28 protein-coding genes are annotated in these 25,727 nt (G+C 28.8%); 25 read left to right on the top strand and 3 right to left on the bottom strand.

From position 1 onward, the window contains the following. Window positions 1-26 precede the first annotated feature (26 nt). The 4 genes from B3630_RS10415 to B3630_RS10400 all read left to right on the top strand — a co-directional run bounded on the left by B3630_RS10415 (window position 27) and on the right by B3630_RS10400 (window position 3,128). The gene (locus B3630_RS10415; RefSeq protein ID WP_346897903.1) at window positions 27-809 is read left to right on the top strand and encodes a GNAT family N-acetyltransferase; all 783 of its coding nucleotides are present in this window, start codon (window positions 27-29) and stop codon (window positions 807-809) included. A 101-nt stretch (window positions 810-910) separates the two neighbouring features. After that, window positions 911-1,396 (top strand): GNAT family N-acetyltransferase, encoded by a 486-nt coding sequence (locus tag B3630_RS10410; protein ID WP_346897901.1) that lies wholly within the window; start codon window positions 911-913, stop codon window positions 1,394-1,396. Window positions 1,397-1,528: 132 nt separating this feature from the next. Further along, window positions 1,529-2,083, top strand: coding sequence for a GNAT family N-acetyltransferase (locus B3630_RS10405; RefSeq protein ID WP_346897899.1), 555 nt, complete (start codon window positions 1,529-1,531; stop codon window positions 2,081-2,083). Between the two features lie 238 nt (window positions 2,084-2,321). Next, complete coding sequence (locus B3630_RS10400) at window positions 2,322-3,128, top strand: hypothetical protein (RefSeq protein WP_346897897.1); 807 nt, start codon at window positions 2,322-2,324, stop codon at window positions 3,126-3,128. Window positions 3,129-3,235: 107 nt separating this feature from the next. Here B3630_RS10400 and B3630_RS10395 read toward each other — a convergent pair whose 3' ends face one another. Next, window positions 3,236-4,483, bottom strand: a complete 1,248-nt coding sequence (locus tag B3630_RS10395; protein ID WP_346897895.1) for an aminopeptidase P family protein — start codon at window positions 4,481-4,483, stop codon at window positions 3,236-3,238. Window positions 4,484-4,759: 276 nt separating this feature from the next. On the opposite strand from B3630_RS10395, the gene B3630_RS10390 reads away from it, so the two are divergent. The 11 genes from B3630_RS10390 to B3630_RS10340 all read left to right on the top strand — a co-directional run bounded on the left by B3630_RS10390 (window position 4,760) and on the right by B3630_RS10340 (window position 13,407). Continuing rightward, window positions 4,760-5,653 (top strand): SPL family radical SAM protein, encoded by an 894-nt coding sequence (locus tag B3630_RS10390; RefSeq protein WP_346897893.1) that lies wholly within the window; start codon window positions 4,760-4,762, stop codon window positions 5,651-5,653. Between the two features lie 65 nt (window positions 5,654-5,718). Then, a complete protein-coding gene (locus tag B3630_RS10385) occupies window positions 5,719-6,237 on the top strand; it encodes a GNAT family N-acetyltransferase (protein WP_346897891.1) in 519 nt (172 codons plus the stop codon). Between the two features lie 528 nt (window positions 6,238-6,765). Then, a complete protein-coding gene (locus B3630_RS10380) occupies window positions 6,766-7,554 on the top strand; it encodes an alpha/beta hydrolase (RefSeq protein WP_346897889.1) in 789 nt (262 codons plus the stop codon). A 122-nt stretch (window positions 7,555-7,676) separates the two neighbouring features. Then, the gene (locus tag B3630_RS10375) at window positions 7,677-7,934 is read left to right on the top strand and encodes a TfoX/Sxy family protein (RefSeq protein ID WP_346897887.1); all 258 of its coding nucleotides are present in this window, start codon (window positions 7,677-7,679) and stop codon (window positions 7,932-7,934) included. A 203-nt stretch (window positions 7,935-8,137) separates the two neighbouring features. Then, a complete protein-coding gene (locus B3630_RS10370; RefSeq protein WP_346897885.1) occupies window positions 8,138-8,953 on the top strand; it encodes an alpha/beta hydrolase in 816 nt (271 codons plus the stop codon). Window positions 8,954-9,074: 121 nt separating this feature from the next. Beyond that, window positions 9,075-9,692 (top strand): lactate utilization protein, encoded by a 618-nt coding sequence (locus B3630_RS10365; RefSeq protein WP_346897883.1) that lies wholly within the window; start codon window positions 9,075-9,077, stop codon window positions 9,690-9,692. Window positions 9,693-9,733: 41 nt separating this feature from the next. Then, window positions 9,734-10,216 (top strand): GNAT family N-acetyltransferase, encoded by a 483-nt coding sequence (locus B3630_RS10360; protein ID WP_346897881.1) that lies wholly within the window; start codon window positions 9,734-9,736, stop codon window positions 10,214-10,216. Between the two features lie 303 nt (window positions 10,217-10,519). Then, on the top strand, window positions 10,520-11,092 hold the full coding sequence (locus tag B3630_RS10355) for a class I SAM-dependent methyltransferase (protein WP_346897879.1): 573 nt from the start codon (window positions 10,520-10,522) through the stop codon (window positions 11,090-11,092). 51 nt (window positions 11,093-11,143) lie between these two features. Next, window positions 11,144-11,857 carry a hypothetical protein gene (locus B3630_RS10350; RefSeq protein ID WP_346897877.1) on the top strand — a complete coding sequence of 238 codons (714 nt, stop codon included), beginning with the start codon at window positions 11,144-11,146 and terminating at the stop codon, window positions 11,855-11,857. 60 nt (window positions 11,858-11,917) lie between these two features. Continuing rightward, window positions 11,918-12,544: an HD domain-containing protein gene (locus B3630_RS10345; RefSeq protein ID WP_346897875.1), complete on the top strand. Its 627-nt coding sequence runs from the start codon at window positions 11,918-11,920 to the stop codon at window positions 12,542-12,544. 32 nt (window positions 12,545-12,576) lie between these two features. Continuing rightward, the gene (locus tag B3630_RS10340) at window positions 12,577-13,407 is read left to right on the top strand and encodes an alpha/beta hydrolase (protein ID WP_346897873.1); all 831 of its coding nucleotides are present in this window, start codon (window positions 12,577-12,579) and stop codon (window positions 13,405-13,407) included. Between the two features lie 207 nt (window positions 13,408-13,614). Here the strand turns inward: B3630_RS10340 and B3630_RS10335 are convergent, their stop codons facing one another. Then, on the bottom strand, window positions 13,615-14,724 hold the full coding sequence (locus B3630_RS10335; RefSeq protein WP_346897871.1) for an ABC transporter ATP-binding protein: 1,110 nt from the start codon (window positions 14,722-14,724) through the stop codon (window positions 13,615-13,617). Between the two features lie 214 nt (window positions 14,725-14,938). Between B3630_RS10335 and B3630_RS10330 the strand changes: the two genes are divergently transcribed. From B3630_RS10330 to galE, 7 genes are all read left to right on the top strand, one after another. After that, entirely contained in the window at window positions 14,939-16,348 is a 1,410-nt protein-coding gene (locus B3630_RS10330; protein ID WP_346897869.1) for a hypothetical protein, read from the top strand. Between the two features lie 177 nt (window positions 16,349-16,525). Continuing rightward, window positions 16,526-17,305 (top strand): PHP-associated domain-containing protein, encoded by a 780-nt coding sequence (locus B3630_RS10325; RefSeq protein WP_346897867.1) that lies wholly within the window; start codon window positions 16,526-16,528, stop codon window positions 17,303-17,305. Window positions 17,306-17,401: 96 nt separating this feature from the next. Beyond that, window positions 17,402-17,722: a hypothetical protein gene (locus tag B3630_RS10320; RefSeq protein ID WP_346897865.1), complete on the top strand. Its 321-nt coding sequence runs from the start codon at window positions 17,402-17,404 to the stop codon at window positions 17,720-17,722. 188 nt (window positions 17,723-17,910) lie between these two features. Further along, window positions 17,911-19,680, top strand: a complete 1,770-nt coding sequence (locus B3630_RS10315) for a sensor domain-containing diguanylate cyclase/phosphohydrolase (protein ID WP_346897863.1) — start codon at window positions 17,911-17,913, stop codon at window positions 19,678-19,680. 190 nt (window positions 19,681-19,870) lie between these two features. Then, on the top strand, window positions 19,871-21,127 hold the full coding sequence (locus B3630_RS10310; protein ID WP_346897861.1) for an MFS transporter: 1,257 nt from the start codon (window positions 19,871-19,873) through the stop codon (window positions 21,125-21,127). Between the two features lie 68 nt (window positions 21,128-21,195). Further along, the gene (locus B3630_RS10305) at window positions 21,196-22,323 is read left to right on the top strand and encodes an ArsR/SmtB family transcription factor (RefSeq protein ID WP_346897859.1); all 1,128 of its coding nucleotides are present in this window, start codon (window positions 21,196-21,198) and stop codon (window positions 22,321-22,323) included. A gap of 139 nt (window positions 22,324-22,462) precedes the next feature. Further along, complete coding sequence (gene galE / locus B3630_RS10300) at window positions 22,463-23,476, top strand: UDP-glucose 4-epimerase GalE (RefSeq protein WP_346897857.1); 1,014 nt, start codon at window positions 22,463-22,465, stop codon at window positions 23,474-23,476. Window positions 23,477-23,567: 91 nt separating this feature from the next. On the opposite strand, the gene B3630_RS10295 is transcribed toward galE, so the two are convergent. Next, window positions 23,568-24,194, bottom strand: a complete 627-nt coding sequence (locus B3630_RS10295) for a flavodoxin family protein (RefSeq protein ID WP_346897855.1) — start codon at window positions 24,192-24,194, stop codon at window positions 23,568-23,570. A gap of 220 nt (window positions 24,195-24,414) precedes the next feature. Here B3630_RS10295 and B3630_RS10290 point away from each other — a divergent pair, with 220 nt between their 5' ends. The 3 genes from B3630_RS10290 (at window position 24,415) to B3630_RS10280 (ending at window position 25,701) form a co-directional block, all read left to right on the top strand. Beyond that, complete coding sequence (locus B3630_RS10290; protein ID WP_346897853.1) at window positions 24,415-24,660, top strand: hypothetical protein; 246 nt, start codon at window positions 24,415-24,417, stop codon at window positions 24,658-24,660. A gap of 298 nt (window positions 24,661-24,958) precedes the next feature. Then, complete coding sequence (locus B3630_RS10285; RefSeq protein ID WP_346897851.1) at window positions 24,959-25,486, top strand: hypothetical protein; 528 nt, start codon at window positions 24,959-24,961, stop codon at window positions 25,484-25,486. Between the two features lie 29 nt (window positions 25,487-25,515). Beyond that, window positions 25,516-25,701: a hypothetical protein gene (locus B3630_RS10280; protein WP_346897849.1), complete on the top strand. Its 186-nt coding sequence runs from the start codon at window positions 25,516-25,518 to the stop codon at window positions 25,699-25,701. Window positions 25,702-25,727: the final 26 nt, after the last annotated feature.

Genomic DNA, 25,727 nt, shown 5'->3' with positions numbered 1-25,727 from the left:
ATAGATGCATTAGGGAGATTTATATTATGAAGGCAGAATTATATGAAAAAATGTTGGAAACTGAATTTAAATATATAAAATGTTTTTCAGATTATGCTGAACAGCAGAAATATATCATTTTCGCAGACAAAAAACTACTTGATATGTACATGCATAATTTCATTTTTCTCAAAGAGTCAATGGAGATGGAGGAACTAAGAAACTTTATTGAAAATAAGCTTAGTGAAATGCAAAAGTCAAGTAATGAACATTTACATATCATGATGGATTATGGCATGAAATGGGATGCGTTAAAAAACTTGATTCAAGAGCCTGAAATTACAGAATACTGTTTTATGGCTATAGAGCCAAAAGATTTTAAGAAATTAAAAGTAAAAGATGACTGCATAGTTTTAAAAGCAGATACTCTTGAAATACTTTATGATGGATACAAAGCAGATGTACAAGCAAATAAGGTAGTTATGGGAGAAGAATTTGCTTTAAAAAGAAGCAAAAGAAAGATGAAAGTATATAAGGAAAATCCTCATTTGAACCTTTATGTATGCTACAAGGGAAAGGAACCTATAGGTAAATGTGAGCTTTTCATAAAAGATGGCATTGCAAAGATTGAGGATTTTGATATTATCGAGGAATATCAAAAACAAGGATATGGTACTTCTATGTTGCATAAATTACTAAAAGAATCTCTTACTGCTGGAGCTGATATAGCATACTTAATAACAGACAATTTCGATACAGCAAAGGATATGTATAAAAAATGTGGATTCTCAGAATATGGTATTAAGACATCAATATTATTTATGAGATAGTTATAGAGTATAACATGAATTAAAGTAGGTAGTTAGGGGTAAATATGAATATGATTAACATTGTAAAGGCAGAATTAATTTACAAATTTGAGGGGGAAAACATGAATTTTATCGTATCTACTGGAGAATTTGATAATGTAATTAATATTATGAAAGAAGTTGCTTCTTGGGGACGCTCTGTTGGATTAAATGTATGGAAGGATGAACATCTTACAAAAGAAAAATTAATGGTAAATGTTATGGAAGAAGATTTTTGTGTGGGAAAAGTTTCAGGAGCTAATGCATGTTGTATGATATTGCAATGGAGTGATACTTTTTTTTGGCCAAATTCAAAGGAAAATGAAGCTGGATATATACATAAATTGTGCGTGAGAAGAGAGTATGCAGGGCTGGATCTACCAGGCAAAATGGTTAAATATGCAATAGAAGAATGTAAAAAAAGAAATATTAAATATTTAAGATTAGATACAGGATGGAATAATAAGAAATTATGTAATCTTTATAAGAGTCTAGGATTTGAGATAGTTGATAAATTCTTATTAGATAATGGTGGAGCATTTGCATTATTTGAGATGAAAATAGAATAAATAAGCTAACTTATTAATAGGAAGTATGATACTTTGATATATTTTTTAAAAAGTATATTTATTATAAGTAGCATGAGCAATAAAATAGATTATTTTTCCTAAAAAATAATTTTGTAACTGGAGGATGAATCAATGATTGAAATTAGACAATTAAAGGAATCTGACATGCAGCAAGCCTTAGAATTAAAGATTTTGTGCTGGACGGAAGAGTTGGCAGGTAAGGCTGAAAATAACCTTTCAGTTTCTCAAGAATTAGACTTTTGGATAGAGTGGATGCATACTGGGGAAGAAAATAGTGATATTCGCTTGTTAATTGGAGGATTTGAAAATGACAAGATGCTTGGAATAGCCTTTAGCAGTTTTGCAGAAACCTTTGATATACCTGAAAAGGGTATAGAGTTAAATGGTCTCTGGGTATATCCTGACCAGCGAAATAGGGGGATTTCTCTCATGATGATTATTTATACATTGAATTTCTACATGGCTATGGGTATGGAAAAGATTGTTGTCTATAACCATAATTATGCAGCATCAAATCAGTTTTATCGTAAATTTTGTGGACAAGTTGCTAAACAAGAATATCAGATGGAGGGTAAACTTTTGGTGGATGTATTCTTAACAGACATATTATCAATGAAAAGTAGAATGGATCAATCTTTAAAGAAATATATAGAAGAATATGCTTAGAAGTGCATTGATATAGACTATGATCTATATAGAAAATTTGGATTTATTGAAGTTGAGAATATAATTTAATAAAGGAATAATGTTAAGTATATTAAAGCCATAGATATTAATAATTAAATTAAATAAAAAATAATAATGAATATTTAGAAAATATGCTATAATAGAAATATTAAAAACAGAATAATTATAATTTAGTTTCAATAGTGGTAACAATTATCTAAAGAACGGAGGAAGGCTTTTGATATACATTACAGAACCTGGATTTGAACCGAAATATATAAATCCATTTACAGATGAAAGATATACTGATGATTGGATTGTATTTTGCTTAACTAATTCTAAGAATTATGAAATAACCAATGGAAGAGGAAATTCATCTGTATATACTTTAAAGGTAAGTAAAAAGTGTAAGCAATGGGAATTTAATCTTATGGATTTTATAGAATATGAAAATAGCTATAGTAAAAATATGATTTTGTCGGTAAATGAGGAAGACTTAATTAAAGCAAAGGAAGCATATGAGAATCATCATTATAATGAAGCTTTTTTAAGGGGAAATGAACCTAGGGTTCTTATTCATAGTACCACAATGGAAAATTGGGAAAAAATTAAAATCGATGGATGTTTAAAGTCGTGGAATATACTAAAAAAAGAAGGCAGTAACTACAAGGACAAGCCTATAGGTGAGCTTCTTGGTGATCCAAAGGACTATAGTGATTATATTATGTTTTCTAATGGGAATGTTTCAAGTGAAGTCGTTGTATTATCCAAGGAAAATAATAAAATTATTATGGATGAGAAAATGAAATATAAAACAGGTGCAAGGTTATATTTTGATATTGAAAAAATAGCTAAAGATGGATTATTAGTTCGTGATGGTTGTCATGTAAAGGTAAAGGGCATGTTACCCCTAGATAAATATCTAATCTGGACTGCTACATGGGAAAATCTTAATCTAGAAAATAAATATTCTACACCTGAAAACTTTACAAAAATAGCAAATGAGACCTTCAATTCTCTCTTTGGAGATGCACTTATTAAATAAAAGTTTATATATTAAAAAAGGAGAGAAATAAATTTGTGTTTACACAAACTTACTTACTCTCCTTTATATTTTAAATGATTAATAAATTTTTTGTTTTTGTTTTGTTTTTAACATTTCTTCATAAATTCTTCAATTTCTTCAACAGTTTTTATAATCTCATCAGACAAGACTTTACATCCATTTTTAGTTATAACTACATCATCCTCAATTCTTATTCCTATGCCTTCTTGGGATAAATATAGGCCAGGTTCTACCGTAATTACCATGCCTTCTTCAAAAGGAGCATCATAATCTTCTACATCATGGGTATCTAGTCCTAAATGATGACTTACTTGATGATAGTAATAATTAGACAATTCACTTTCATCCTTTATTATACCAAGGTCAATTAATCCTTCTGTTAAGGCTTTTTTTGTAACCTCATTTATTGTCTGAAAAGTATGACCTGGTTTAAGAGCTTTTATAGTTTCAAGTTCAGCATTTAATACTATATTATATATTTGTTTTTGTCTTTCAGTAAACTTACCGTTAACAGGGAAAGTTCTAGTTATATCTCCATGATAATAATTCCATGCAGCACCTACATCACATAAAACCAAAGAGTTATCATCAATTTCACAATTATTCTGTTCATAGTGAAGTATAGTACCATTTTGCCCACTGGCAATTATGCTTGGAAATGAAAAATCCTTAACACCATTGTTTTTTAATTCAAAATCAAAATAGGATTCTAATTGATATTCCATAATATTAGGTTTAGCATTTTTCATCATAGCCTCTATTCCTAATTTAGTTTTTTCTATGGCAACCTTTATTTCTGCTATTTCTTCTTTTTCTTTGCACATTCTTAGAATGGATAATTTAGGATATACATTATGTATAAAAACTTGAGAATATCTTTCTTTTAAATCTGTTGCAAAGCAACCATTAGGGGTTAAATTATCTTCATAGGCATCTTTTTCTAAATCTAAGTATATATGGACTAAATTTTTAGTTGATATTAGACTATTTAAATCTGTTTTAAAGTCATCTATAAATCTTACATCATCTATTCCAGATACTTCTTTAGCTATGTCAACATCAATACTCTTACCTACCCATTTAGCTCTTTTTTCATCGCACTGCCTAATATATAAGCGTTCATCCATATTTCCATTTTTGTCTTTAATAACTACAAGGTTTATATACTCCTCATCAATTCCACATAAATAATAAAAATTTCTGTTTGGTGTGAACTTATAATTATAGTCATTTGATTTTTTAGGTGCTCTTCCTGCAAACATTATTAATATAGAACCATTGGCTAACTCCATCGATAACTTAAGCCTATTTTTCTTGAAAAAGCATTTATTCATTTCCAACAACCCTTTCATTAAGTAATAGATAATTAGATAAGGTGAAGTGATATAAAATTTTTTATAAAAGATATATTTATATAATAATAGTAACCTAATTTTCGCTTATAGTAAATGATTACACAAGTGGAAATATAAAAATTTATTCATGGATAAAAATAATTTTTTTCTTAAAGATAGTTTCAATATATATGTATGGTAAAATATTACCTATAAGTAAGAAATAAAATAATCAGTTTTTATATTCCTTATAATTGTTATATTGGAGGTGAATAAATGGCAAAGATTAGAGAAATTACTTGTGATGTAGCGTGTAATAAATTAAAAAGAAAAATACCTTTTGCCTGGGATTTAAACATATATAGAGGTTGTGAACATGGTTGCAAATATTGTTATGCTATGTATTCACATCAATATTTAGATTCAGATAAATATTTTGAAGACATATATGTAAAAACTAATGTGGTTGAACAATTAGAAAAACAACTGAGTAGTCCTTCTTGGAAAAGGGAAGTTGTGAATATTGGAGGTGTAACAGATAGCTATCAACCAGTAGAAGAACAGTATAAACTAATGCCGGATATATTAAGACTTATGATAAAGTATAAAACACCATGCATTATTTCAACTAAATCAGATTTAATTTTAAGAGATTATGATTTAATAGAGGAGCTTTCTAGGGTTACCTATGTAAATATAGCAGCTACAGTTACATCTATGGATGAAAATATACGAAGATTAATTGAACCAAATGGAGTAGAATCTTTAAAACGATTTGCAATGTTAAAGGAATTTAGTAAAACCAATGCATCTACTGGACTTCATTTTATGCCTATTATTCCATATATAACAGATACTTTTGAAAATATAAATTCTCTATATTTTCATGCTAAAGAATGTGATGTGGATTACGTTCTACCAGGAACTCTTTATTTAAGAAGTAGTACAAGAAAAGTATTTTTAGATTTCATAAAGAAAGAATTTCCAAAGATATATGATGACCTACTATTATTATATAAAATTGGTGGAGCAAATAAGGAATATAAAAATAATTTATATAAAACAGTAAATGCTTTGAGAGAAAAATATGGTTTATCAAGTAGTTATTCCAAACCAATGAAAGAAAAGTTAAATCAAGGATGCCATACTCAATTATCAATTTTTGATTGAAATTAGCAAATGTAATACAAATGGTAGATTAGAAAATATTTAAAATGCAGAAAGGTATTATAATTATGATGAAGAAAAAAATTGACAATGAACTTATAATTAGAAAAGCAACAGTTGAAGATTCTAATGAAATTGTAATGTTGGTGAAACAAGTAATGGGCGAGGTAAGTTTCTTTCCTAAAGAGCCAGACGAATTTGACTTAACAGCTGAAGACGAGGCGGAATATATTAAAAATACATCTTTATTTTTAGTATCGGAGATAAATGAGAAAATAGTAGGCTCTACTACATTACAAAGGGGTAGCACTAAAAGGACAAGTCATGTTGTAGATTTTGGTATAACAATTTTAAGGGAATACAGTGGGTTAAAAATAGGAACTTTGTTAATGGAAGAGGTTATAAAGTGGTGCAAAGAAAATCAAGTTGAGAAAATTGAATTAGAGGTTTTTGAAGAAAATACACCTGCTATAGAACTTTATAAGAAATTTGGATTTATTGAAGAGGGAAGAAAAAATAAAAACATAAAAATCAAAGGTGAATATAAAAATACATTGTTACTAGCTAAATTTTTAAAAGACAGTTAGGTATACTTTCTTAAAGGGAAGTCTTTTGTGACTTCCCTTTATTTCTTTTACTAAAAGATTAATTAATTCTTAGAGTAATTATAAATTAGCATTTGTTAAAAATTTTACTAAATTATAACTAGAGATATTACAAAATTATCTCTATACTGACCTTCATGAAGCTCTTTTTTTCAAGAATTTTGATAGCCTTGAATCCACATTCTTCATAACATTTAATGGCACGTTTATTCTTCATAAAGTTTAATAAGACTCAAGTCTATTATACTGGTATTTACTATATTAGAATATATATTGATTCAAAGTATCTTTTGTTATATCTAATGAATTACATTAAGAAATATATTTATGATAAAAATAGATAATTATTATGAAAATACATAAATAGAGAAAATTGAAATATATTTAAAGATTTTGTATAATAAAGAAAACAAATAATTGTAAAGATTAACAACAATGAAGGTTAAAGTTCAAAAAATATTATGGGTAATATAAAAATTATCTAGTATGTTTATAAAAGGGAGTAATTATATGATTAAGATACGAAGGTATGGAAGAGAACCATGTGATATAGCAGTTATTCATGGAGGACCTGGTGCTCCAGGGGGAATGGCACAAGTAGCAAAAGAAATATCAAAAAAGTATGGAGTTTTGGAACCTATGCAATCAGCAAATTCTATTGATGGACAAGTTTCTGAACTTAAAGAATTACTTGAAAATAATGGACAATTTCCAGTAACACTAATTGGTCATTCATGGGGAGCATGGTTAAGTTATATTTTTGCATGGAAATACCCTGAGTTAGTCAGCAAGGTTATACTTATAGGAAGTGGATCCTATGAAGATATTTATCTTTCATCAATGCATAGCAAAAGAGCTAACAGACTTACAGAAGAAGAAAACTTAAGAGTTGGAACATTATTTCAATTATTAAATGAACATAATAATCCAAACAAAAAAGAAGTATTGCGTGAGTTTGGAGAATTAATGGCAAAGGCAGATTCCTTTAGTCCAATTTCTATTGAAAATGAATCTCTAGATTTCCAGCCAGAAGTTTTTCAAAGTTGTATGGAAGAAATAAATAAATTAAGAAGCAGTGGAGAACTTTTGGATTTTGGAAAGAATATAAAATGTCCTGTAATTGCTATACATGGTGAATATGATTCTCATTCTTTTGAAGGTGTTGAAAAGCCACTGACAAGAACCATAAAGGATTTTAAATTCATATTATTAAAGAAATGTGGACATAACCCTTGGAATGAAGTTTATAGTAAAGATAAATTCTATGAAATAATCTTCAGAGAGTTAGAATCAAGATAGCTGGGGATAAAGTTAAGGCAAAAGCACTAGCTTAAGGGGGAGATTAAAATGATAAGGAATGTTTATGAGCAGTGTCCTATATTAAAAAAATAATTTGACTACATTAAAACAGGAGGGAAACTATGAGTAAATTATCTGATTTACCTAATATAGGTAAGAAACTGGAAGAACAACTTAATGAAGTCGGCATAAAAACTGTTGAACAATTAAAAGAAATGGGTAGTAAACAAGCATGGTTAGATATTAAAGCCATAGACACTTCTGCTTGTATTAATAGGTTATGTGCATTAGAGGGAGCAATACAAGGAATCAGATGGCATTCTCTTTCAGATGAAGTAAAAAAAGATTTAAAAGAATTCTATAATACAGTGACTACTTAATTAGAAGGAGAATTAATATTATGAATTGTAAGTCAAATTACTAGATTAAGAGAAATAATAAATAATCACATATAATTCAAATTGGATAATAATGATTTGTTGAAAAGTTGATAATATATTGGACAATCATCATGAAAATACTCACAAAATATTGCCTGGTGAATACTCTGTCAATATACTTATTTCATTGATGGAGGTAATAAGTGGGATATTATATTAAAGTTGAACCGAATGTGAAAATTTATGTAGAGGATCTTAATCCAAAAGGAAAGAAAACAATTCTATTTTTACATGGTTGGCCTGGTAGCCATAATCTGTTTGAATATCAGTTTGATCAACTTCCTAAACATGGGTACAGATGTATCGGAATAGATACTAGGGGGTTTGGAGATTCTGATAAACCTTATGAGGGGTATGACTATGATCGTTTATCTGATGATGTTAGATGTGTAGTAGAGACCCTAGAACTTAGAGATTTCACTCTAGCAGGACATTCAACAGGAGGAGCTATAGCTATTAGATATATGGCTCGTCATAAAGGGTATGGAGTATCTAAGCTAGTTCTTATATCTGCAGCAGCACCTAGTCTTATTAAGCGTAAAAACTTTCCTTATGGATTGGATAGAGAAGAAGTAGTTAAAATAATTGAAGGAACATATAATGATAGACCTAAGATGTTGAGAGATTTCGGAGATATATTTTTCTTTAAATATATATCTGAACCTTTTTCTCAGTGGTTCTTTAATCTCGGACTACAGGCAGCTGGATGGGCCACAGCATCTATTGCAAACACGTGGCTAGGTGAGGAAAAATTGTTTTCTGATTTAGAGACTATAAGAGTTCCAACATTAATTCTTCATGGTATTCATGATAAAGTTGTATTATTTGAATTAGCTAAAATACAAAATCAATACATTAGAAATTCAAAACTTATACCATTTAAATATAGTGGTCATGGAGTATTTTACGATCAGAAAGAAAAATTTAATGAAGAGTTAATGAGATTTGTTGAAGAATAGAAGCTTATAACATAGGAGTATTTAATAAGAAATTAAAATGTTTATCTATAGAATACCGTACTATTCATTAATGTATATACGGTATTTTCTATATGAAATTATTATGATTAAGGAGATAACCATGGATACGAATACTATAAATAGGTTAAAAGAAAGCTTTAAGATAAGAAATATAGAAGTAGAATATTTTAAAACTTTAAATGAAGTTAAGAAAAATATATTAAATATCATAGACAAAGAGTGCACTGTGGGAATAGGACACTCAGTTACTCTTCAGAAAATGAATATTACAGATTCATTAATAGAAAGAGGAAATGTAGTATATGATAAAGAACTTGGAAAAACTAAGGATGAAATAAAATTACTGAAAAAGAAATCGCTTATAACTGATTGGTATATTACTGGTTCTAATGCTGTGACTATGGATGGAAGAATTATTAATGTGGATCATAGTGGAAATAGGGTAGCAGCAATTACTTTTGGACCAGATAAAGTAATTGTAGTTGTAGGTAAAAATAAAATTGTAGACAATGTTGAAGAGGGAATAAAAAGAGTTAAGAATATAGCATGTCCTTTAAATGCAAAAAGAGCAGGTTATAATCCACCTTGTGTAGAAATAAATAGATGTGTAGATTGTACGTCGAAGGAAAGGGTTTGCAATGTACTTTCCATAGTTGAAGGACAAGCGGATAAAAATAGGATGAAATTATTTATAGTAGATGAGGAATGTGGTTTTTAATATGTATTTAACTAATAGTTGCATGAAAGGTATAGATTTACATGATAATTAGAACAGGTTCTTTGAATGAATTAAAGGGTTTATGGAAAAATGAATCTTCTACTAAAGCATATTTTATTAATGAAATTGAAAATAACAATATAGAATTTTGGACAATTGAAAATGAGAAAGATAGCTCGTTAATAGGAGAGCTTTATATATTTTGGAATTCGGAAGATAAGGATGAAGCTAATGGTAAAGACAGAGCTTATCTTTGTGCTTTCAGAGTAGAAAAGGACTTTAGGGGATTAGGACTTGGTAAGAAGCTCATGGAAAGGGTTCTTCAAAGAGTTGAAGAAAAAGGATTTAAAGAAGTAACAATTGCCGCTGATAATGATGATGTAGAAAGATTAACAGCCATATATAAATCTTGGGGATTTATTGAATTGGTAAAGTTTCAAAACTATGATTATCATTATATTGATAACAATAATAGTCCAACCTACTACGAGATTCCATTTGGATTATACTTAAAAAGATTATAAAAAAAGAAAAAAATAATATTTATACAATTAAAGTAATAAAAATAAGACAAACATTGGGCTTTNNTGAATAGTATGAACCTTTTTACAATATTAGAATAAGAAAGTATTTACTATATCTTTTAGAAAGAAATACAACTATGAAATATCGATAACGGTTTTATAGTTGCTGATTATATGTCAGAAGATATATATCATAATATAAGTTGATATAAAAAGAAAGATATTATTAAAACTTTTATAAGGTAGATTCAAGATTAATAAGAGGAGATATAAATATATCTTGGTTAAATTAGGGGGCATAGTATGGAGTACATGGGAAATAAGGAATATTGGGATGATAAGTTTGAAAATAGAAGTGACAAGCCGTTAAGTGCTGAAAAATCAATAATTGAAAATATAGGATACTTTAAAAAAGGATCTATTCTTGATATAGCATGTGGAGATGGTAGAAATACTTTATTTTTTCTTGGGGAAGGATTTCAAGTAACAGGAATTGATTTCAGCAATAAAGCACTTGAAAGGTTGAATAGATTTGCAAAAATAAATAATTATTTGGTTCATACAAAGCAAATTGATTTAAGTGTAATAAATTCTTTAAAAAATATTGGAACATTTGATAATGTTCTAGTTAACCATTATAGATTAAGCGAGAACCAGCTTGAATATGTCGGAGAATGTATAGCTGATGATGGCATTTTATTTGTATGTGGTTTTGGATGGAAGCATAAAGTAGATACTAAAATTAGAAAAGATGACTTAATTCAGCAAAATGATTTTGAAGATTTAAATAAGTCATTTAAGTTAATTAAATATAGTGAAAGTCAAGATGATAGGGGCTTTATTGTTACGTATATTTTTAAAAAGATAAAATCTTAATATACAATGGATGAATAGAGAAAACATGTTAGAGAGGTTAGGCGTAATAAAATGAAGAATAAATGGTTTTGTTATATAAAAATTGATGAAGAAAGTAATTCTGTGTTTACATCAGGAATGACCTTTAAGGACTTTATGAGTGGAATTAAAGAAATACCTAATAACATTCTAGTTTTAAAAGGATTTCCAGATGAGGGAAATTGGAGTCATAAGTTAGGTTTTGAATATATTTTGCATGATAATATGGAAAGTTTTCTAGAAGAAGATGTATATAATTATGGAGATTTTTGCTGGGTAGATTTTCAATGTGAAGATGACCTTGAGAAAGTTAGTAATGAGGAACTGGCAGAGTTATTGTATTTAGCACATCGAGTTGAACCTTTAAAGAAGTTTACTTTCGATAGTTTACAAAATAGATATGCCTATCTTTGTCATGATGATGATTATATAGTAAAGGTCTATATGAATGATATAAAAGTTTATAAAGAGGTTATTCATCACAAAATTCTTAGTGAGTTAAAGGGAAGAAAAAGAAGTATTGAGCCAGTACCATCAGAGATATTAGATAAACTTTATGATATGTTTAAGGGTGGGGCAGCATTTGATTTTGAGAATGCTTATAGTAATGGTGTCAACATATATCCCATTAAAAAAGATGGTTATATTGATGATATACACAAAAGTCTTGATAGACAGAGAAATATACCTGGATGTGGAATATGCCTTGATTATAATCCTAGAACTAAAAAGTGGATGATATACTAGAAGATCCAGATGGAAACACTATTGAAATAACAGGAAGATATTCTAAAGGAGAGGTGTAATATGAAGAACTATAATAAAGTAGGAGTACCGACTATAGAGGAGGCTGAATTGATTTTAAGGGAAGCAGAAATGCTTAATCCAGGTCCGTGGGTACAGCATTCAAGATATGTAGCTGAAGGAGCAAGATTAATTGCACAGGAAACTTGTAATTTAAATCCAGAACTAGCATATGTATTCGGTCTATTACATGACATAGGTAGAAGAGAAGGAAGGTATGGAATGAGGCATGGTCTAGATGGATATAAATATATAGTTAGTAAGGGATATGAAGCAGTAGGAAGGATTTGTTTAAGTCATACAGCTTTCAAATACAACAATCAGGTAGTAACTGTAGGTAATTGGAGTGGAACTGAGGAAGAGCATGACTTTGTAATAGAATATTTATCAAAAGAAGAGGATACAGATTATGATAAATTAATAAAACTATGTGATTATATATCCCTGCCAAGTGGATTCTGTTTAATGGAGAAAAGAATTGTGGATATGGCTTTAAGGGGTGGAGTAAATGAATATTCAGTACCAAGGTGGAAATCAACCTTAGGTATTCAAAAGTATTTTGAAGATAAGATTGGAAAATCAATTTATAGTATATTACCTGGAGTAGTGGAAAATACCTTTGAGATATAGTTTAGGGTAAATAATTAATGGGAGAATATGAAATGTATCTAGAGATGAATGATAAGGTTAATTTATATATAAAGCAATCAGGACAAGGTATTCCATGTATATTTGTCCATGGTGGACCAGGGGAAGGAAGTCTTGATTTTGAAGTATTAGGTGGAAATGCATTAGAAGGTTTTATGAATATGATATATTTTGACCAAAGAGGAAGTGCAAGATCAGAAGGAGACGAGGAAACTGATTACTCTATTGATAGACTTGTAGAGGATATGGAGGAGATTAGAGAAAAATTAGGCATATCAAAGTGGATAGTCATGGCTCATTCCTTTGGAGGAATTATTGCAACAAACTATGCTCATAAGTATGGAGAGGCTATAGACAAGCTTATTTTATTAAATGTTACTCTTAGCATGGAAGATTCCTTTAAGAGTCAAATATATCATGGATCAAAATTATTATCTGAAAATCAATTAAAGTCCATAGGGGCTAAATCATATATGGAAAAATGGCAACAGATAGTTACTAGACTTATTGAAAAAGATATCTTTTATAAACTTCAATATAAGGAACAGGATAATTTTTTAAAATTAAGGGAAGTAAGTAATACAATAGATAGTTTTAATCCATCTATGGCAAATCAAGGACTTAGCAATAAAGATTATTTAAAAAATTATTTTGATATTACTAAAAAAATAAACATTCCAGTCCTTGTAGTAGCTGGCAATGAAGATTATGCTGTAGGACCAGATCATCATAAAAATTTTATATTTCCTAGCGTGAAGATTAAAATTATTTCAGGAAAGCACATGTTATATATGGAAAACAAAGAGGAAGTTAAGTCAGTAATTGAGGCATTTATAAAGAGCTAATTTAAGTAGCAAAGACGCTGAAACCCGCATGAACAGAACAACTATTTAAATAGTTATATAGTTTTATATATGACTATATAACTAGGTTCATATATTAATATTTATATAGTTTCATATCTATGAGAGGATATGGACATTTTAGTAAAAGTTAATAATTAACCACCTTCTTAATAATTTTTAAGAAGGTGATTTTTAAATTTAATAATATTAGATATTTATTCTTTCTTCTGTATCTTTATCAAAAAAATGAAGTTTATTAGTATCAATTGCTATATTTATTTGTTCTGACTTTATATCTGTAGAAGGTGGAACTTTTGCTATTAACTTGTTACCGTTACAATCTAGATATAAGTATGATTCTGATCCCATTAGTTCAGTAATATCAACTTTAGTTGAAATAATATTGCTTAGACTATCTTTAATGGTGTTATTCTCAACATATATATCTTCAGGTCTAAAGCCTAAGATAATAGATTTCTTTGCGTAGTTGTTAAATAAAGACTTAATTTTATCTGTATTAGGTAATTTAATTGTAATGCAATTAAGTTTAGCATAAAAATTGTTAGAATTGTTTATAAGAGTAACTTCTAGGGTATTCATTTTAGGAGATCCCATGAATTCTGCTACAAATAAGTTACAAGGATTATTATATAGATTCATAGGGGTATCTACCTGTTGGATAAGTCCATCTTTCATTAGTACAATCCTATCTGCCATGGTCATTGCTTCTGTCTGATCATGGGTTACATATAGAAAGGTTGTACCTAAAGTTTTATGTAGCTTGATTATCTCAGCTCTCATCTGAGTTCTAAGCTTTGCATCTAGATTTGATAGAGGTTCATCAAGTAGAAACACCGATGGATTACGAACAATAGCACGTCCTAGTGCAACACGTTGACATTGCCCCCCTGACAGCTGCTTAGGTTTACGATATAATAGTTCTTCAATGTCTAGAGTTTTAGCAACTTCAGTGATCTTTTTATGAATTTCATCCTTTGGTACCTTTTTCATTTCAAGTCCAAAAGCCATATTTTTATATACAGTCATATGGGGATATAGAGCGTAACTTTGAAATACCATGGCAATATCTCTATCCCTAGGAGCTATATTGTTTACTAATTTATCACCAATGAATATTTCACCTTCTGTAATACTTTCAAGACCTGCAATCATTCTTAAAGTTGTGGATTTTCCACATCCTGATGGTCCAACTAAAACAATAAATTCCTTATCTCTTATTTTTAAGTTAAAGTTTTCAACAGCAATATTGGTTTCATCATATTTTTTAACAATATTATTAAAGGTTATATTTGCCATTTTATTACTCCTTTTCATAAGATTTAAATAGGATAACATAGATTATAGCATACTTATTTGAAAGTTTTCATCATATTTTCTTTTAACTATAAAGATTTATATATTTTGGTAGAATATTATAATATGTAGTATCTTAATTATGAAAGTATATATTATTTGTTTTAGGGGTGTTTACAGTAAATTTAAATGCAAATAGGATTGTGGGGGAAAAATGATGTTTAAAAGTTTAGGAGAAAGCACAGTAACTTTAGTAATTACTATTTTACTAGTAATAGCTTTAGCTACATTATGTGTATTTCTATTTTCAAAGTTACTTGAGGGGTATAATTTAAAGAAGAAAAAGAAGAGTCATGAAGAACAAGTAGAAGCAGTGGTTACAGTAGATGAAAAAACTTTTGACATTAAAGATGATATAAGGGAAAAAGTTAATAATCAGATAAGTAAAGTAAAAAGAGATGTTATAGAATATGCAAATGATAGAGTTAATAATAGTATGTCTGATGTTTTAGCAACCACTATGAAAGGGAAAAAAAGATTTGTGGAGAAAGAGATAGTCAATGAAATAGGAGAAACTGTTAATAATACTTATGAAGATGTAATAAAAGAGGCAAGAAACAAATTTTCACAGAATAATGAGGAACTCATAGAAATTATAGAAACCAAAATAAAAAATTATGTTAGTGATAATAGTGAAAAAGATTACAGGGGAATTAATAAAGAAATAAATGAGCTTTTAAATGAAAGTATGAATATTTATACTAAAGAAGTAGAACAAATTTTAACAAGACAGAGCACTTCATTAAAGATGCAAATAGGAATAAATATAGACAAGCAGTTCAAGTCTATGAAGGGAGAAATTAAAAATAGTAGTAACATAAATTTAGATGGCTTTGAAAAAAGCTTAAAGAGTCATACTAATAATGTTATGGATGTTTGTATAAGACAAAGTGAGAGACAAATTAATCAAATGGTGGATAACATTACCGATGAATTTGAAGAACTAAAGAAAAAAGGAAATTATGAAAAAATAAGTGAAAATATTAAAAGGAATATAGAAGAATTAGAAGAGAGTTATATGACTTCAGTTCAGAAAAATGTAGATTGTACTATAGAAATAGTGAATAGCTTATCTCGACTAGGGGTAGCTGATTATAAAGCTATAAAGGATGATGAAATTATTGATATTTTCAAAGAAGCTTTAATTGCAGCTAAAAGCGAAATAGACATAGTTACTCCTTGGATAAATAATCATGTAATGTATAAGGAAAAAGTTTATAGTCTTTTGAAAGAGGCATTAAACAGAGATGTTAAGGTTAGAATAGTTTATGGCTTAGGTAGTAATAAGGATTTTAATATGGAGGAAATGGAAAGAGGATCAGAAAGAATAGCAGATATAATTAAAGATGATTTTAGTAACTATGGTAAACTTTTTGAAATAAAAAAGGGTGATACCTGTGAAAGAGCTTTAATTTGTGATGAAAATCTTGCTCTTATTGGAAATTTTAATTTCTTATCCTTCCATGGAAAATACTCAGAAAATAAGAATTTAAAAAGTCAAGTTGTAGCAGTAATTACAGAAAAAAAAGCAATACAAAGACTTAGAAAAGAAAAAATAAGATTTTAGTTTTGCATAAAGACTGTCTCATAATTATTTGGGGGCAGTCCTTTATTTATGTATAATGTATGAGAAGCAATTCGGATAAGGGGAACTTACTGGTGTTATTTCTATATAATAATAATAAGAGAGAGTTTACAGTTTAGATTCTACATTTTATCAGTAATTTTATGAGGAGAAGTTAATATGAACATAGATTTTCATGTCCATGGATTGTTGAGTAAAAGAAAAGATTTTAATGAGAGATTTTTTAATGAGGAAATTGAATATGCAAAGCAATGTAAATTAAATGGAATAATTATGTGTGAACATTTTAATGCTATAAATTTTAAAGAAATATATAAATATCTTGAAGAAAACTATGAATACAAAGGTCATAGGTATTTAGTTAAAGGAGTTTCTGTTTTTCCTGCTATGGAAGTGAGCATAAAGGATAAGGGACATGTTGTTTTAGTAGGAAGGAGAGAGGCTATATTAGAGATTCATGAAAGGCTAGAACCTTATATGAATAGAGAAAACTTAGTGGAATTTAAAGAGTTATTAGATTTAGCTGATGAGTATGGATGTTTAAAAATAGGAGCACATCCTTTTAGGAGAGGACATAAGTTATGTAATCATCCTGAAGAACTACTAAAGAGATTAGATGCTATAGATTTAAATGCTAAAGATATATTCAAAAAAGGTGAAGAAGAGGTAAGAAGAGAGTTATATGAATTATCTAGTAAAATAGGAGTTAATGTAATTACAGGTAGCGATAGTCACACTCCATTACAACTGGGTGGGATATATACTAAACTAGATAATCCATGTTATACAATAGAAGAACTTAGATTAGCTATAGCTAGTAAAGGTTACTCTATAAAAATAGAACCCTCCGTATATTTTAGAGTATATACTTCTAAAATACTAAAAAGATATTTGATTGCAAGAACAGATTATAACAAAGATACGGAGTTCACTATATAAATAGAGTTCTTAGGGAAGATGCTAATTAGAAAGGATTAGTAGGCGAAATTTATAATGAAAGAATTTTAAATAGAGAGGATTAATATGGGGTGTTTTTTGTGTAAGATTAAGAAAAAGAGGAAAAAACAAAAGAAAAGGAATAATAAATATATATCAATAGAAGAAAGATTAAAAACTGATGAGGAAAAAGAGAAAAGGGAGGAAAGGGAAGAAGAAATAAAAGAGAGAGAGGAGTTAACAAGAGAAATTCTAGAAGAATATATTTTAGATATTATAGAAGATGAAGTAGATAAAAGAGGTGGAATTGAAGGGTTAGATGGAGAAACTATAGGTGATATTTTAAGCTACTACATTGCTAATGATCCTAGATTTCAGATTAAATTACAAAGGGAATTAACACGAAGAAGGCGACTATAATTTATCGAATTTAATGCAGGACTAGATGAAAATTTATAATTATTCTATGTTAGCAAATAGCTAAAGAATTATTCATATAGTCCTTTTCATGGGTTATATAGATTTATGAGAAAATGTAGATATTATATTAATAAAAATGGTAGAATAAAATGAGGATGAATTATTAAGGATAAATATGGGGGATAAATATGGGGTTAGCTGAATTGTACTTACAGAATATGCCATGGTCTGCATGGATTGCAGATATAGATAAGAAAATTATCTTTATTAACAAAGCCTGTGAAGAAGATTATAATTTAAAATTAGAAGAAGTAAAAGGTAAGACCTATGAAGAAATATTTCCGAAGAAAGTAGTAAGTGTATATAACAAAAAAACAAAGGAATATTTTGAAGAATTATCGATATATGATTATAATGAAACTAATAGAGAAATAGCAGAAGAGTGCTATGTATTCCCGATAAAAGATATTAATGGTAATGTTAATGCTTTAGGTGGTATCATTGTAAATGTTGAAGAAGAAAAAAGAAGAGAACTAGAACTTCAAAATCAAAAAAGTATTCTTAGAACTATAATAGATTCGTTACCAGAAGCTATTTTTTATAAAGATAAAGAATCAAGATATATTGGTTGCAATAAAAATTTTAATGACTATTATAAGCAATTTGGAGTAGATGATGTAATTGGAAAAACTGATCTAGAAGTTTATCCAGATAAGGAAATTGCAGAAAATTTTATTAAAGTAGATAAAGAAATAATGGCGAGTAAAGAAGAAAAATATATTGAGGGAATTACTTTAGATGAATATGGAAACAGAATTATAGAAGAGAGTTTTAAGGCTCCTGTGATAAATAAAAAAGGTGAAGTTTTGGGAATAGTGGGACTAGCTAGAAATATTACTAGTCAAAAAAAATTAGAGGATAGACTCAGATATTTGAGTTATAACGATGCTCTAACAGGAATATATAACAGAACTTACTTTGAAGAAAAGATCCAGGAATTAAATAATGAGCAGTACCTTCCTTTAGGAATAATTATGGGAGATGTTAATGGTTTAAAGTTAGTCAACGATTCTCTAGGGCATCTAGAAGGAGATAGACTACTAAAAAGTATATCTAGTGTTCTTAATAAAGCTTGTACTGATAAAGGTTTTGTTTTTAGGTGGGGTGGAGATGAATTTATGATACTTCTGCCAAACTGTGATGAAAGTGGTTGTGAGAGAACTGTAGAAAAAATAAGGAGTGAATGTAAAAATTATAAACATAATTACATTGAACTTAGCATTGCTCTTGGTGAAGTGGTTAAGCGTTCTGTAGAAGAAGATATTGATAAGTGTATTAAAGAAGTGGAAGAGAGAGTGTATAGGCAAAAGCTCTTAGAACATAATAGTGTTAGGAGTTCCATGATGAACTCGCTTAAAAAAAGTTTAGAAGCTAAGAACATGGAAACAGAAGAACATACTGAAAGGGTAGAATCCTACGCATTGGAAATAGGAAAGAGATATGGTTTTAAGAATTCGCAAATGGATGAATTAATGATAATCGCTAGACTGCATGATATTGGGAAAATTGCCATTGAGGAAGATATACTTTTAAAACCAGGGCCACTTACAACAAATGAATTTGAAGTGATGAAAACTCATGCGGAGAAGGGGTTTAGAATAATCAATGCTTCTAGTGAAATAATGAATGTGGCAAAATGTGTTTTAACTCATCATGAAAAGTGGGATGGAAGTGGATATCCTTTAGGCATTGCAGGAGAAGAAATACCGCTTATGGCAAGAATTATTGCTATTGCTGATGCATATGATGTTATGACTCATGACAGGGTATATAGAAAGGCTATGAATAAAGAAGAGGCTATTAAAGAGTTGAAGAGATGTGCAGGTACCCAATTTGATCCAGTACTAGTAGAGCTATTTTTAAAATGTTTAAATAGTAATGAAGAAAAAAATAATTAAGAAATAAAGGGTTGAGAAGTAGTAAAACATCTTGATAAAGGTTGATGTTGAATAAATACTTCTTGCCCTTTTTATTTTTAACTTATATTAGATGTATATCTAATTAATATTGATAATTATCTAATATGATTATAAACTAGTATTAGGAAAAAAATAAATAATATATAAATTATGTAAAAGGGGTGTGGTTATGGATTTAGCTGTAGAAAAGAAAAAAATAGGATATAAAGACATACTTATGGATAAAAATTTTTGCTTGTTTATCATTGGTAATCTGATTTCAAGGTTTGGGGATTCTATTGATACCATTGCCTATGCATGGATGGTATATGAGATTACAGGCAGTACTGCGTTAATGGCTTTAATTTTTGGGGTTAATGCTATTCCAACAATATTATTTCAACCTATTGCTGGTGTGTTTGTAGACTATAAAAAGAAGAAAAATGTAGTTGTTCTTTGTAATTTAGGGAGAGCTACAGTAGTAACTATCACAGCATTGATGTTTATATTGGGATTACTTAAGCCATATCATTTATTTATATTTACTTTTATTAATTCTACCTTTGAATCCTTTGAAGGACCAGCAGCAATAGCAGCCTATCCACTAATTATTGAAAAAGAAAAGTTTGCCTATGCAAGGGCTGTACAATCTACTTTATCTAGAATTGTGGAGCTAGTAGGACTTGCTGTAGCGTCCGGAATCATTGCAGTCATTGGTATTGGTGGCGGAATGATTGTTAATGCAGTTAGTTTTTTTCTCTGTGGAATATTTATGGCTATGGTTAGATATAAAGAAGAGATTTTAAAGAAGCAACAGTTAAATATGAAGGGGTACTTTGTAGATTTAAAGGATGGATTTATCTATTTAAAGACTAGTAAAATTTTGATGTCAATAACCATATTTGCCGCATTAATTAATCTATTTATGATACCTTTTAACACTTTAGGAGTTGCATATGTAAATGAAGAGTTGTTAAAAGGTCCTGAAGTAGTTGCTATGATTAGCTTTAGCCTAACTACAGGGATGCTTATTGGTGGTGCTATATATCCTAAAATAGCAGAAAAATTTAAAGGAATTAATTTATTTATAATTTCAGGGGTAATCCTAGGGATTTCATATTTAGCCTTAGCATTTATACCTATGATAGGTGTTGATTTAGTACTTTATAGTGTTATCATTTTAGTAGGCTTTTTATTCGGCGTATCTGCTAGTATATTTATGATGATAGTAAATATAACTTTTATGCAAAAGACGGAACAACAATACTTGGGAAGGGCAGCAGGAATACTTAATTCATTATGTATGGCAGCTACACCAGTAGGATCGTTAGTAGTAGGAAGTCTCTGTGTATTCTTAAGCACAGCTCAGCTATTCTTAATATTCGGAATAGGCATGGTGGTATTATTCCTATGTCAACGTTATAATAAAAGCATGCAGGAAATTTAAGTAACAAACTAAATGCTTTATTTAGTTTTTAGAACTTACTCATATGAAGGAGCAAAAAGGAGTTTTACATGAAATATATAGTAGAGGATAACATTAATTTAATTGAGGAAGTAAAAAGCACTCTTTATTTTATAGTTAATGAAGAACAAATAGTTAAAAAGCTGAGGGGCAGTTTTAAAAAATTTGATCAAGATGTAGATAAATATATAAATAAAGACTTAAAAAATTTTTTCAAATTTATAGGAAAATTTAAAGTTAAAAATAAAATACCTATAGATAGACTAAAAATATTCTTTAAGGATATTAGTGAGGTCTATGAAAAAACAAATTGTATAGCTGGCATATTTATTAATAACATTACTGAAGATGAGTTAATTAAGATGCGTAGAAGAATTGAGAATTTAGATTCCATAGAACTGAAAGAACTTGCTATGAAGGATATTCTATGTCAAGATGATTACTTTAGTGATGATTTTTCTATTGAGGATGAATTATCTAACTTAGATGTAGAAAAAGAATTTATGCCTTATCTTATAGAAACATGTACTTTAGACAGTGAATCTAAGTGGTGGCTTACAGTTATTTCTCAGAATCCAAAGGAATATTTTAGTGAACTCATTGATATAATAATAGATTCTATAGATGTATTTAAAGAAGCTTTTAAGGTTATGGAAAAAGAAGTAGAAAAATCTATAGATGAACTTAAAGCTTTAATTGAAGAAAACCCTAAATTTATCTCTGACTCTACAAGTATGAAAATCTTTGATAAGTGGGGAAATGATATTTATATCTATCTAAGTATAATTAGATTTAACTCAGTATCATTTGTGTCAACTAGAAATTATGTCTTTAATAATGAAAGAAGAGAATATATGTACTTTGGATGGAAGTTTTATGAGCTTTTATGCACTTCCATAGGAAATGATAATGAGGAAAAAGTTCTAATTGATAGATTAAAGTGTCTAAGCGATAGAAGTAAATTTAATATTATAAAGATGCTTAAGAAAAAATCTATGTTTGGACAAGAAATTGCTTCGGCTCTTTCTCTTACTACAGCTACAGTTTCTTATCACATGAATGCTTTAATTGTAGCTAAGTTAGTATATATGGAAAAGATAGATAATAAAATTTTTTATAGTGTAGATAAAGATACTATGGATGAATTTTTAAGGACTCTAAATAAGGAGCTAAACTAATAGCTCTTTTTTCTTTAATAATTTTACAATTTGAGATATAATTGTATACGAAGTTATTTATCTGGCATTGTCAATATAGGTAAGTGCTACGATATAAGTTAAAATTTTACACAAATAAACTAAGAATGGAGTGTATTACATGGCAGTTTTAGTAACTGGAGGAATGGGCTATATCGGTAGTCATACTACTGTTGAGCTATTAAAAGAGGGGTATGAAGTTGTTATTGTAGATAACTTAAGTAATAGTAAAGAGTTAGTAAAGGATAGAATTAAGGCTATTACAGGAAAAGAGCCTAAATTCTATAAATATGATGTTTTAAACAAGGAAAATATGGACAAGGTTTTTAGTGGAAATACTATAGATTCAGTAATTCATTTTGCAGGCTTTAAGGCTGTGGGAGAATCTGTGGCTAAGCCCCTAGAGTACTACCACAATAACTTAACTAGCACTTTTGTACTTTTAGAATTAATGAGAAAATATGGAGTTAAAAATTTTGTGTTTAGCTCATCAGCTACTGTTTATGGAGATGCAAAAATTATTCCAATTACAGAGGAAGCACCACTATCTGCTACAAATCCATATGGAAGAACAAAGCTAATGTTAGAAGAAATTTTAAGAGATTTATATAGCTCTGATAATTCATGGAATATAGCATTACTTCGTTACTTTAACCCAGTTGGGGCCCATGAAAGTGGAACTATTGGAGAAGACCCATGTGGTATTCCAAATAATTTAATGCCTTTTATTACAAAAGTTGCTATAGGTGAGCTTAAGGAGCTTAGTGTATTTGGGGATGATTATGACACACCAGATGGAACAGGAGTTAGAGATTACATTCACGTAGTAGATTTAGCTAAAGGTCATTTAAAGGCACTAGAAAAATTAAAAACTAATTCAGGTCTTGTAACTTATAATTTAGGAACAGGAAATGGATATAGTGTTCTTGATATAGTTAAGGCATTTTCAGAGGCTAGTGGAAAAGAAATTCCTTATAAAATTACGGCAAGAAGACCTGGTGATATTGCAACTTGCTATTCAGAACCAAGAAAGGCTAATGAAGAGTTAGGGTGGAAAGCTGAAAAGGGAATAAAAGAAATGTGTGAAGACTCTTGGAGATGGCAAAGCCAAAATCCAAAAGGATATGAAGAGTAAAGCAAACTTTATAATACAAATTGAAAGTGCTTAGCAAGACATCTTACATGAAATTAGTAAGATATTTTGCAAAAGCACTTTTGTTTTCATTTTATCTTATGAAGTTGGTTCTTAATTTTTCTTCCTTTTTAGGTAAGGATATTCCCGCTTTTTTACCTGCTTCTATAGATTTTAATAGCCAAGCCATATTTTTACCAAGAGTTCTCATTGTTTGCATACCTTCAAGGTCTTGTTTTACCTCTTCTGGAGTATTGCCATGAACCATATTCCAATATTGTGAAGAAACTATTGGCATGTTTGATATAGTAAAGTATTTATTTAATTGGTCAAAGGTAGCAGAGGAACCACCTCTACGACAACTTACAATAGCAGCGCCAGGCTTATATTCAAAGCCACTACCTGCATAGAAAAATCTATCCAAAAATGATGTAATCATACCAGAAGCACCAGCATAGTGAACTGGAGAACCAAAGATAAATCCATCAACATCTTTAGCTTTTTCTAAAGCAATATTAACAGTATCATCATTAAAAACGCATCTTTCACTACCACTTTTATAACAGTGACCACACCCCATACAGCCTCTAATAGGAGCCTTGCCCACATGGAATATTTCTGATTGTATATTTTCTTTTTCTAGTTCCATTGCTATTTCACATAAAGCAGTATAAGTACATCCTTTTTCATTAGGACTACCGTTTATTAATAAGACTTTCATTTTAAAATTCCCTCCAATACAATATTATCATTAATAAATAAATTATAGCATTATTCATTTTAAAGTGTATGATTTATAAAAAGTAAATTAGATTTATTATAATTAATCTTTTTAAGATTTAAAAGAGTAAAAATGTGTAAAAGTTATAGGGATATAGTTAATAATAAGGTATAATAATTATATATTGTAAAAATATACAAAAATAAGATTTGGAGGAGCTATGAACAATAATGATAATAATAAAGTAGATAAAGGGCTTGAATTTTGCTATTGGAATTTAAGTTATAGAAGAAAATTTATTAGAACATTATGTTTTTTACCATTTTGTATGATTCTTATACTTAAAGTATGGTTTTCATATGATAATAGGGTTTTAAATATGATAATCACAATATTTGTTATAACCACATTTTTATTACAGTTAGCATATAACTATATTAAATGGACTAATGGTGTACAAAAGTAAGATTATTTTAAAAAAGTTGGATAATCAGGATTGTAGCAACTATGATCCAATTACTTTAGCATAAAGTAATTGGAATACATTTTAATTATATTAGTATTATGGGTAATTTACGAATAAATAAACTTGAAGAAATGATAAAGAAGCAAAATAATAATATTATTTAGTGAGGAGTCTTAAATGGAGTGTTTATTAAGGAAATTAAGAAACCAGGATATTTCTAATAGAATTTATGCTATTGGAATTGATGGATTAGGAGGAGCAGGTAAAAGTACAATAGTTAATTAAGGAGGAAAAATGTATGAAGAGAAAATTTATACTTTGGATTGTATTTTTTCTAGTTATAACTAATATAGTATTCATTGGTACAACTATGTGGTACAAAACTAAGCTGGATAACCAAGAATTTAAAGTGTATTCATTTCAGGGAGAAAACACAGATATAAGAGTAACAGAAGGGTTAATTATTCTATTTCCTAACAAGCATATAGTTAGTGGCGGCAATATACAGTATATAGGAAGCAAAGAAGAACAAATTGAATCATATTCTCAAAATATCTATTTAGATAAAGAAGGAGATAAATATTTAGTTTTATCAAAAGCAGTTTTAAATGGATGGGATAATAAAGGAACATCTTTATCTGATGAACTTTTGTTGAATAAAAGTATAGGAGAAATCAGTTCACAACAATTATTCAATGAAGAACAGTTGGGTCTTATTAAGAATAATCTTTATTTCAATCTTCAATATTCAACAGTTGATGGGAAAATAGAAAATTCCATAATTATGCTAAATGTAGAGGAATTCAATATGAGAGAAAACAAATAAGTATTATAAATTAAGAAGGGAGTCTATAGATGGAGGTAGATAATAAGATAATAATAATTTCTATTATAAATGTTATTTTAATATTTTTAATTTTAATAGCTATTTATAAAGTCGTAAAATGGTGTAAAAACTTTGTTAATAGAAATAAAGAGATAGATGAAAAGCTAGATATTATTTTAAAAAAGTTGAACAATGAGGATAGCAACAATATATAATTTAGAATCGTAATAATTATACATAG

Source organism: Clostridium sp. UBA7503 (genome assembly GCF_002477055.1).
GTDB lineage: Bacteria > Bacillota > Clostridia > Clostridiales > Clostridiaceae > Clostridium_J > Clostridium_J sulfidigenes.
The sequence above is the reverse complement of the archived record's forward strand: the minus strand, read 5'-3'. Positions and strand labels throughout refer to the sequence as shown.

Coding starts and splice junctions, on each gene's coding strand:
- B3630_RS10415 (WP_346897903.1), top strand. CDS start 27: ATGAAGGCAGAATTATATGAAAAAATGTTGGAAACTGAATTTAAATAT.
- B3630_RS10410 (WP_346897901.1), top strand. CDS start 911: ATGAATTTTATCGTATCTACTGGAGAATTTGATAATGTAATTAATATT.
- B3630_RS10405 (WP_346897899.1), top strand. CDS start 1,529: ATGATTGAAATTAGACAATTAAAGGAATCTGACATGCAGCAAGCCTTA.
- B3630_RS10395 (WP_346897895.1), bottom strand. CDS start 4,483: ATGAATAAATGCTTTTTCAAGAAAAATAGGCTTAAGTTATCGATGGAG.
- B3630_RS10390 (WP_346897893.1), top strand. CDS start 4,760: ATGGCAAAGATTAGAGAAATTACTTGTGATGTAGCGTGTAATAAATTA.
- B3630_RS10385 (WP_346897891.1), top strand. CDS start 5,719: ATGATGAAGAAAAAAATTGACAATGAACTTATAATTAGAAAAGCAACA.
- B3630_RS10380 (WP_346897889.1), top strand. CDS start 6,766: ATGATTAAGATACGAAGGTATGGAAGAGAACCATGTGATATAGCAGTT.
- B3630_RS10375 (WP_346897887.1), top strand. CDS start 7,677: ATGAGTAAATTATCTGATTTACCTAATATAGGTAAGAAACTGGAAGAA.
- B3630_RS10365 (WP_346897883.1), top strand. CDS start 9,075: ATGGATACGAATACTATAAATAGGTTAAAAGAAAGCTTTAAGATAAGA.
- B3630_RS10360 (WP_346897881.1), top strand. CDS start 9,734: ATGATAATTAGAACAGGTTCTTTGAATGAATTAAAGGGTTTATGGAAA.
- B3630_RS10355 (WP_346897879.1), top strand. CDS start 10,520: ATGGAGTACATGGGAAATAAGGAATATTGGGATGATAAGTTTGAAAAT.
- B3630_RS10350 (WP_346897877.1), top strand. CDS start 11,144: ATGAAGAATAAATGGTTTTGTTATATAAAAATTGATGAAGAAAGTAAT.
- B3630_RS10345 (WP_346897875.1), top strand. CDS start 11,918: ATGAAGAACTATAATAAAGTAGGAGTACCGACTATAGAGGAGGCTGAA.
- B3630_RS10340 (WP_346897873.1), top strand. CDS start 12,577: ATGTATCTAGAGATGAATGATAAGGTTAATTTATATATAAAGCAATCA.
- B3630_RS10335 (WP_346897871.1), bottom strand. CDS start 14,724: ATGGCAAATATAACCTTTAATAATATTGTTAAAAAATATGATGAAACC.
- B3630_RS10330 (WP_346897869.1), top strand. CDS start 14,939: ATGTTTAAAAGTTTAGGAGAAAGCACAGTAACTTTAGTAATTACTATT.
- B3630_RS10325 (WP_346897867.1), top strand. CDS start 16,526: ATGAACATAGATTTTCATGTCCATGGATTGTTGAGTAAAAGAAAAGAT.
- B3630_RS10315 (WP_346897863.1), top strand. CDS start 17,911: ATGGGGTTAGCTGAATTGTACTTACAGAATATGCCATGGTCTGCATGG.
- B3630_RS10310 (WP_346897861.1), top strand. CDS start 19,871: ATGGATTTAGCTGTAGAAAAGAAAAAAATAGGATATAAAGACATACTT.
- B3630_RS10305 (WP_346897859.1), top strand. CDS start 21,196: ATGAAATATATAGTAGAGGATAACATTAATTTAATTGAGGAAGTAAAA.
- galE (WP_346897857.1), top strand. CDS start 22,463: ATGGCAGTTTTAGTAACTGGAGGAATGGGCTATATCGGTAGTCATACT.
- B3630_RS10295 (WP_346897855.1), bottom strand. CDS start 24,194: ATGAAAGTCTTATTAATAAACGGTAGTCCTAATGAAAAAGGATGTACT.
- B3630_RS10290 (WP_346897853.1), top strand. CDS start 24,415: ATGAACAATAATGATAATAATAAAGTAGATAAAGGGCTTGAATTTTGC.
- B3630_RS10285 (WP_346897851.1), top strand. CDS start 24,959: ATGAAGAGAAAATTTATACTTTGGATTGTATTTTTTCTAGTTATAACT.
- B3630_RS10280 (WP_346897849.1), top strand. CDS start 25,516: ATGGAGGTAGATAATAAGATAATAATAATTTCTATTATAAATGTTATT.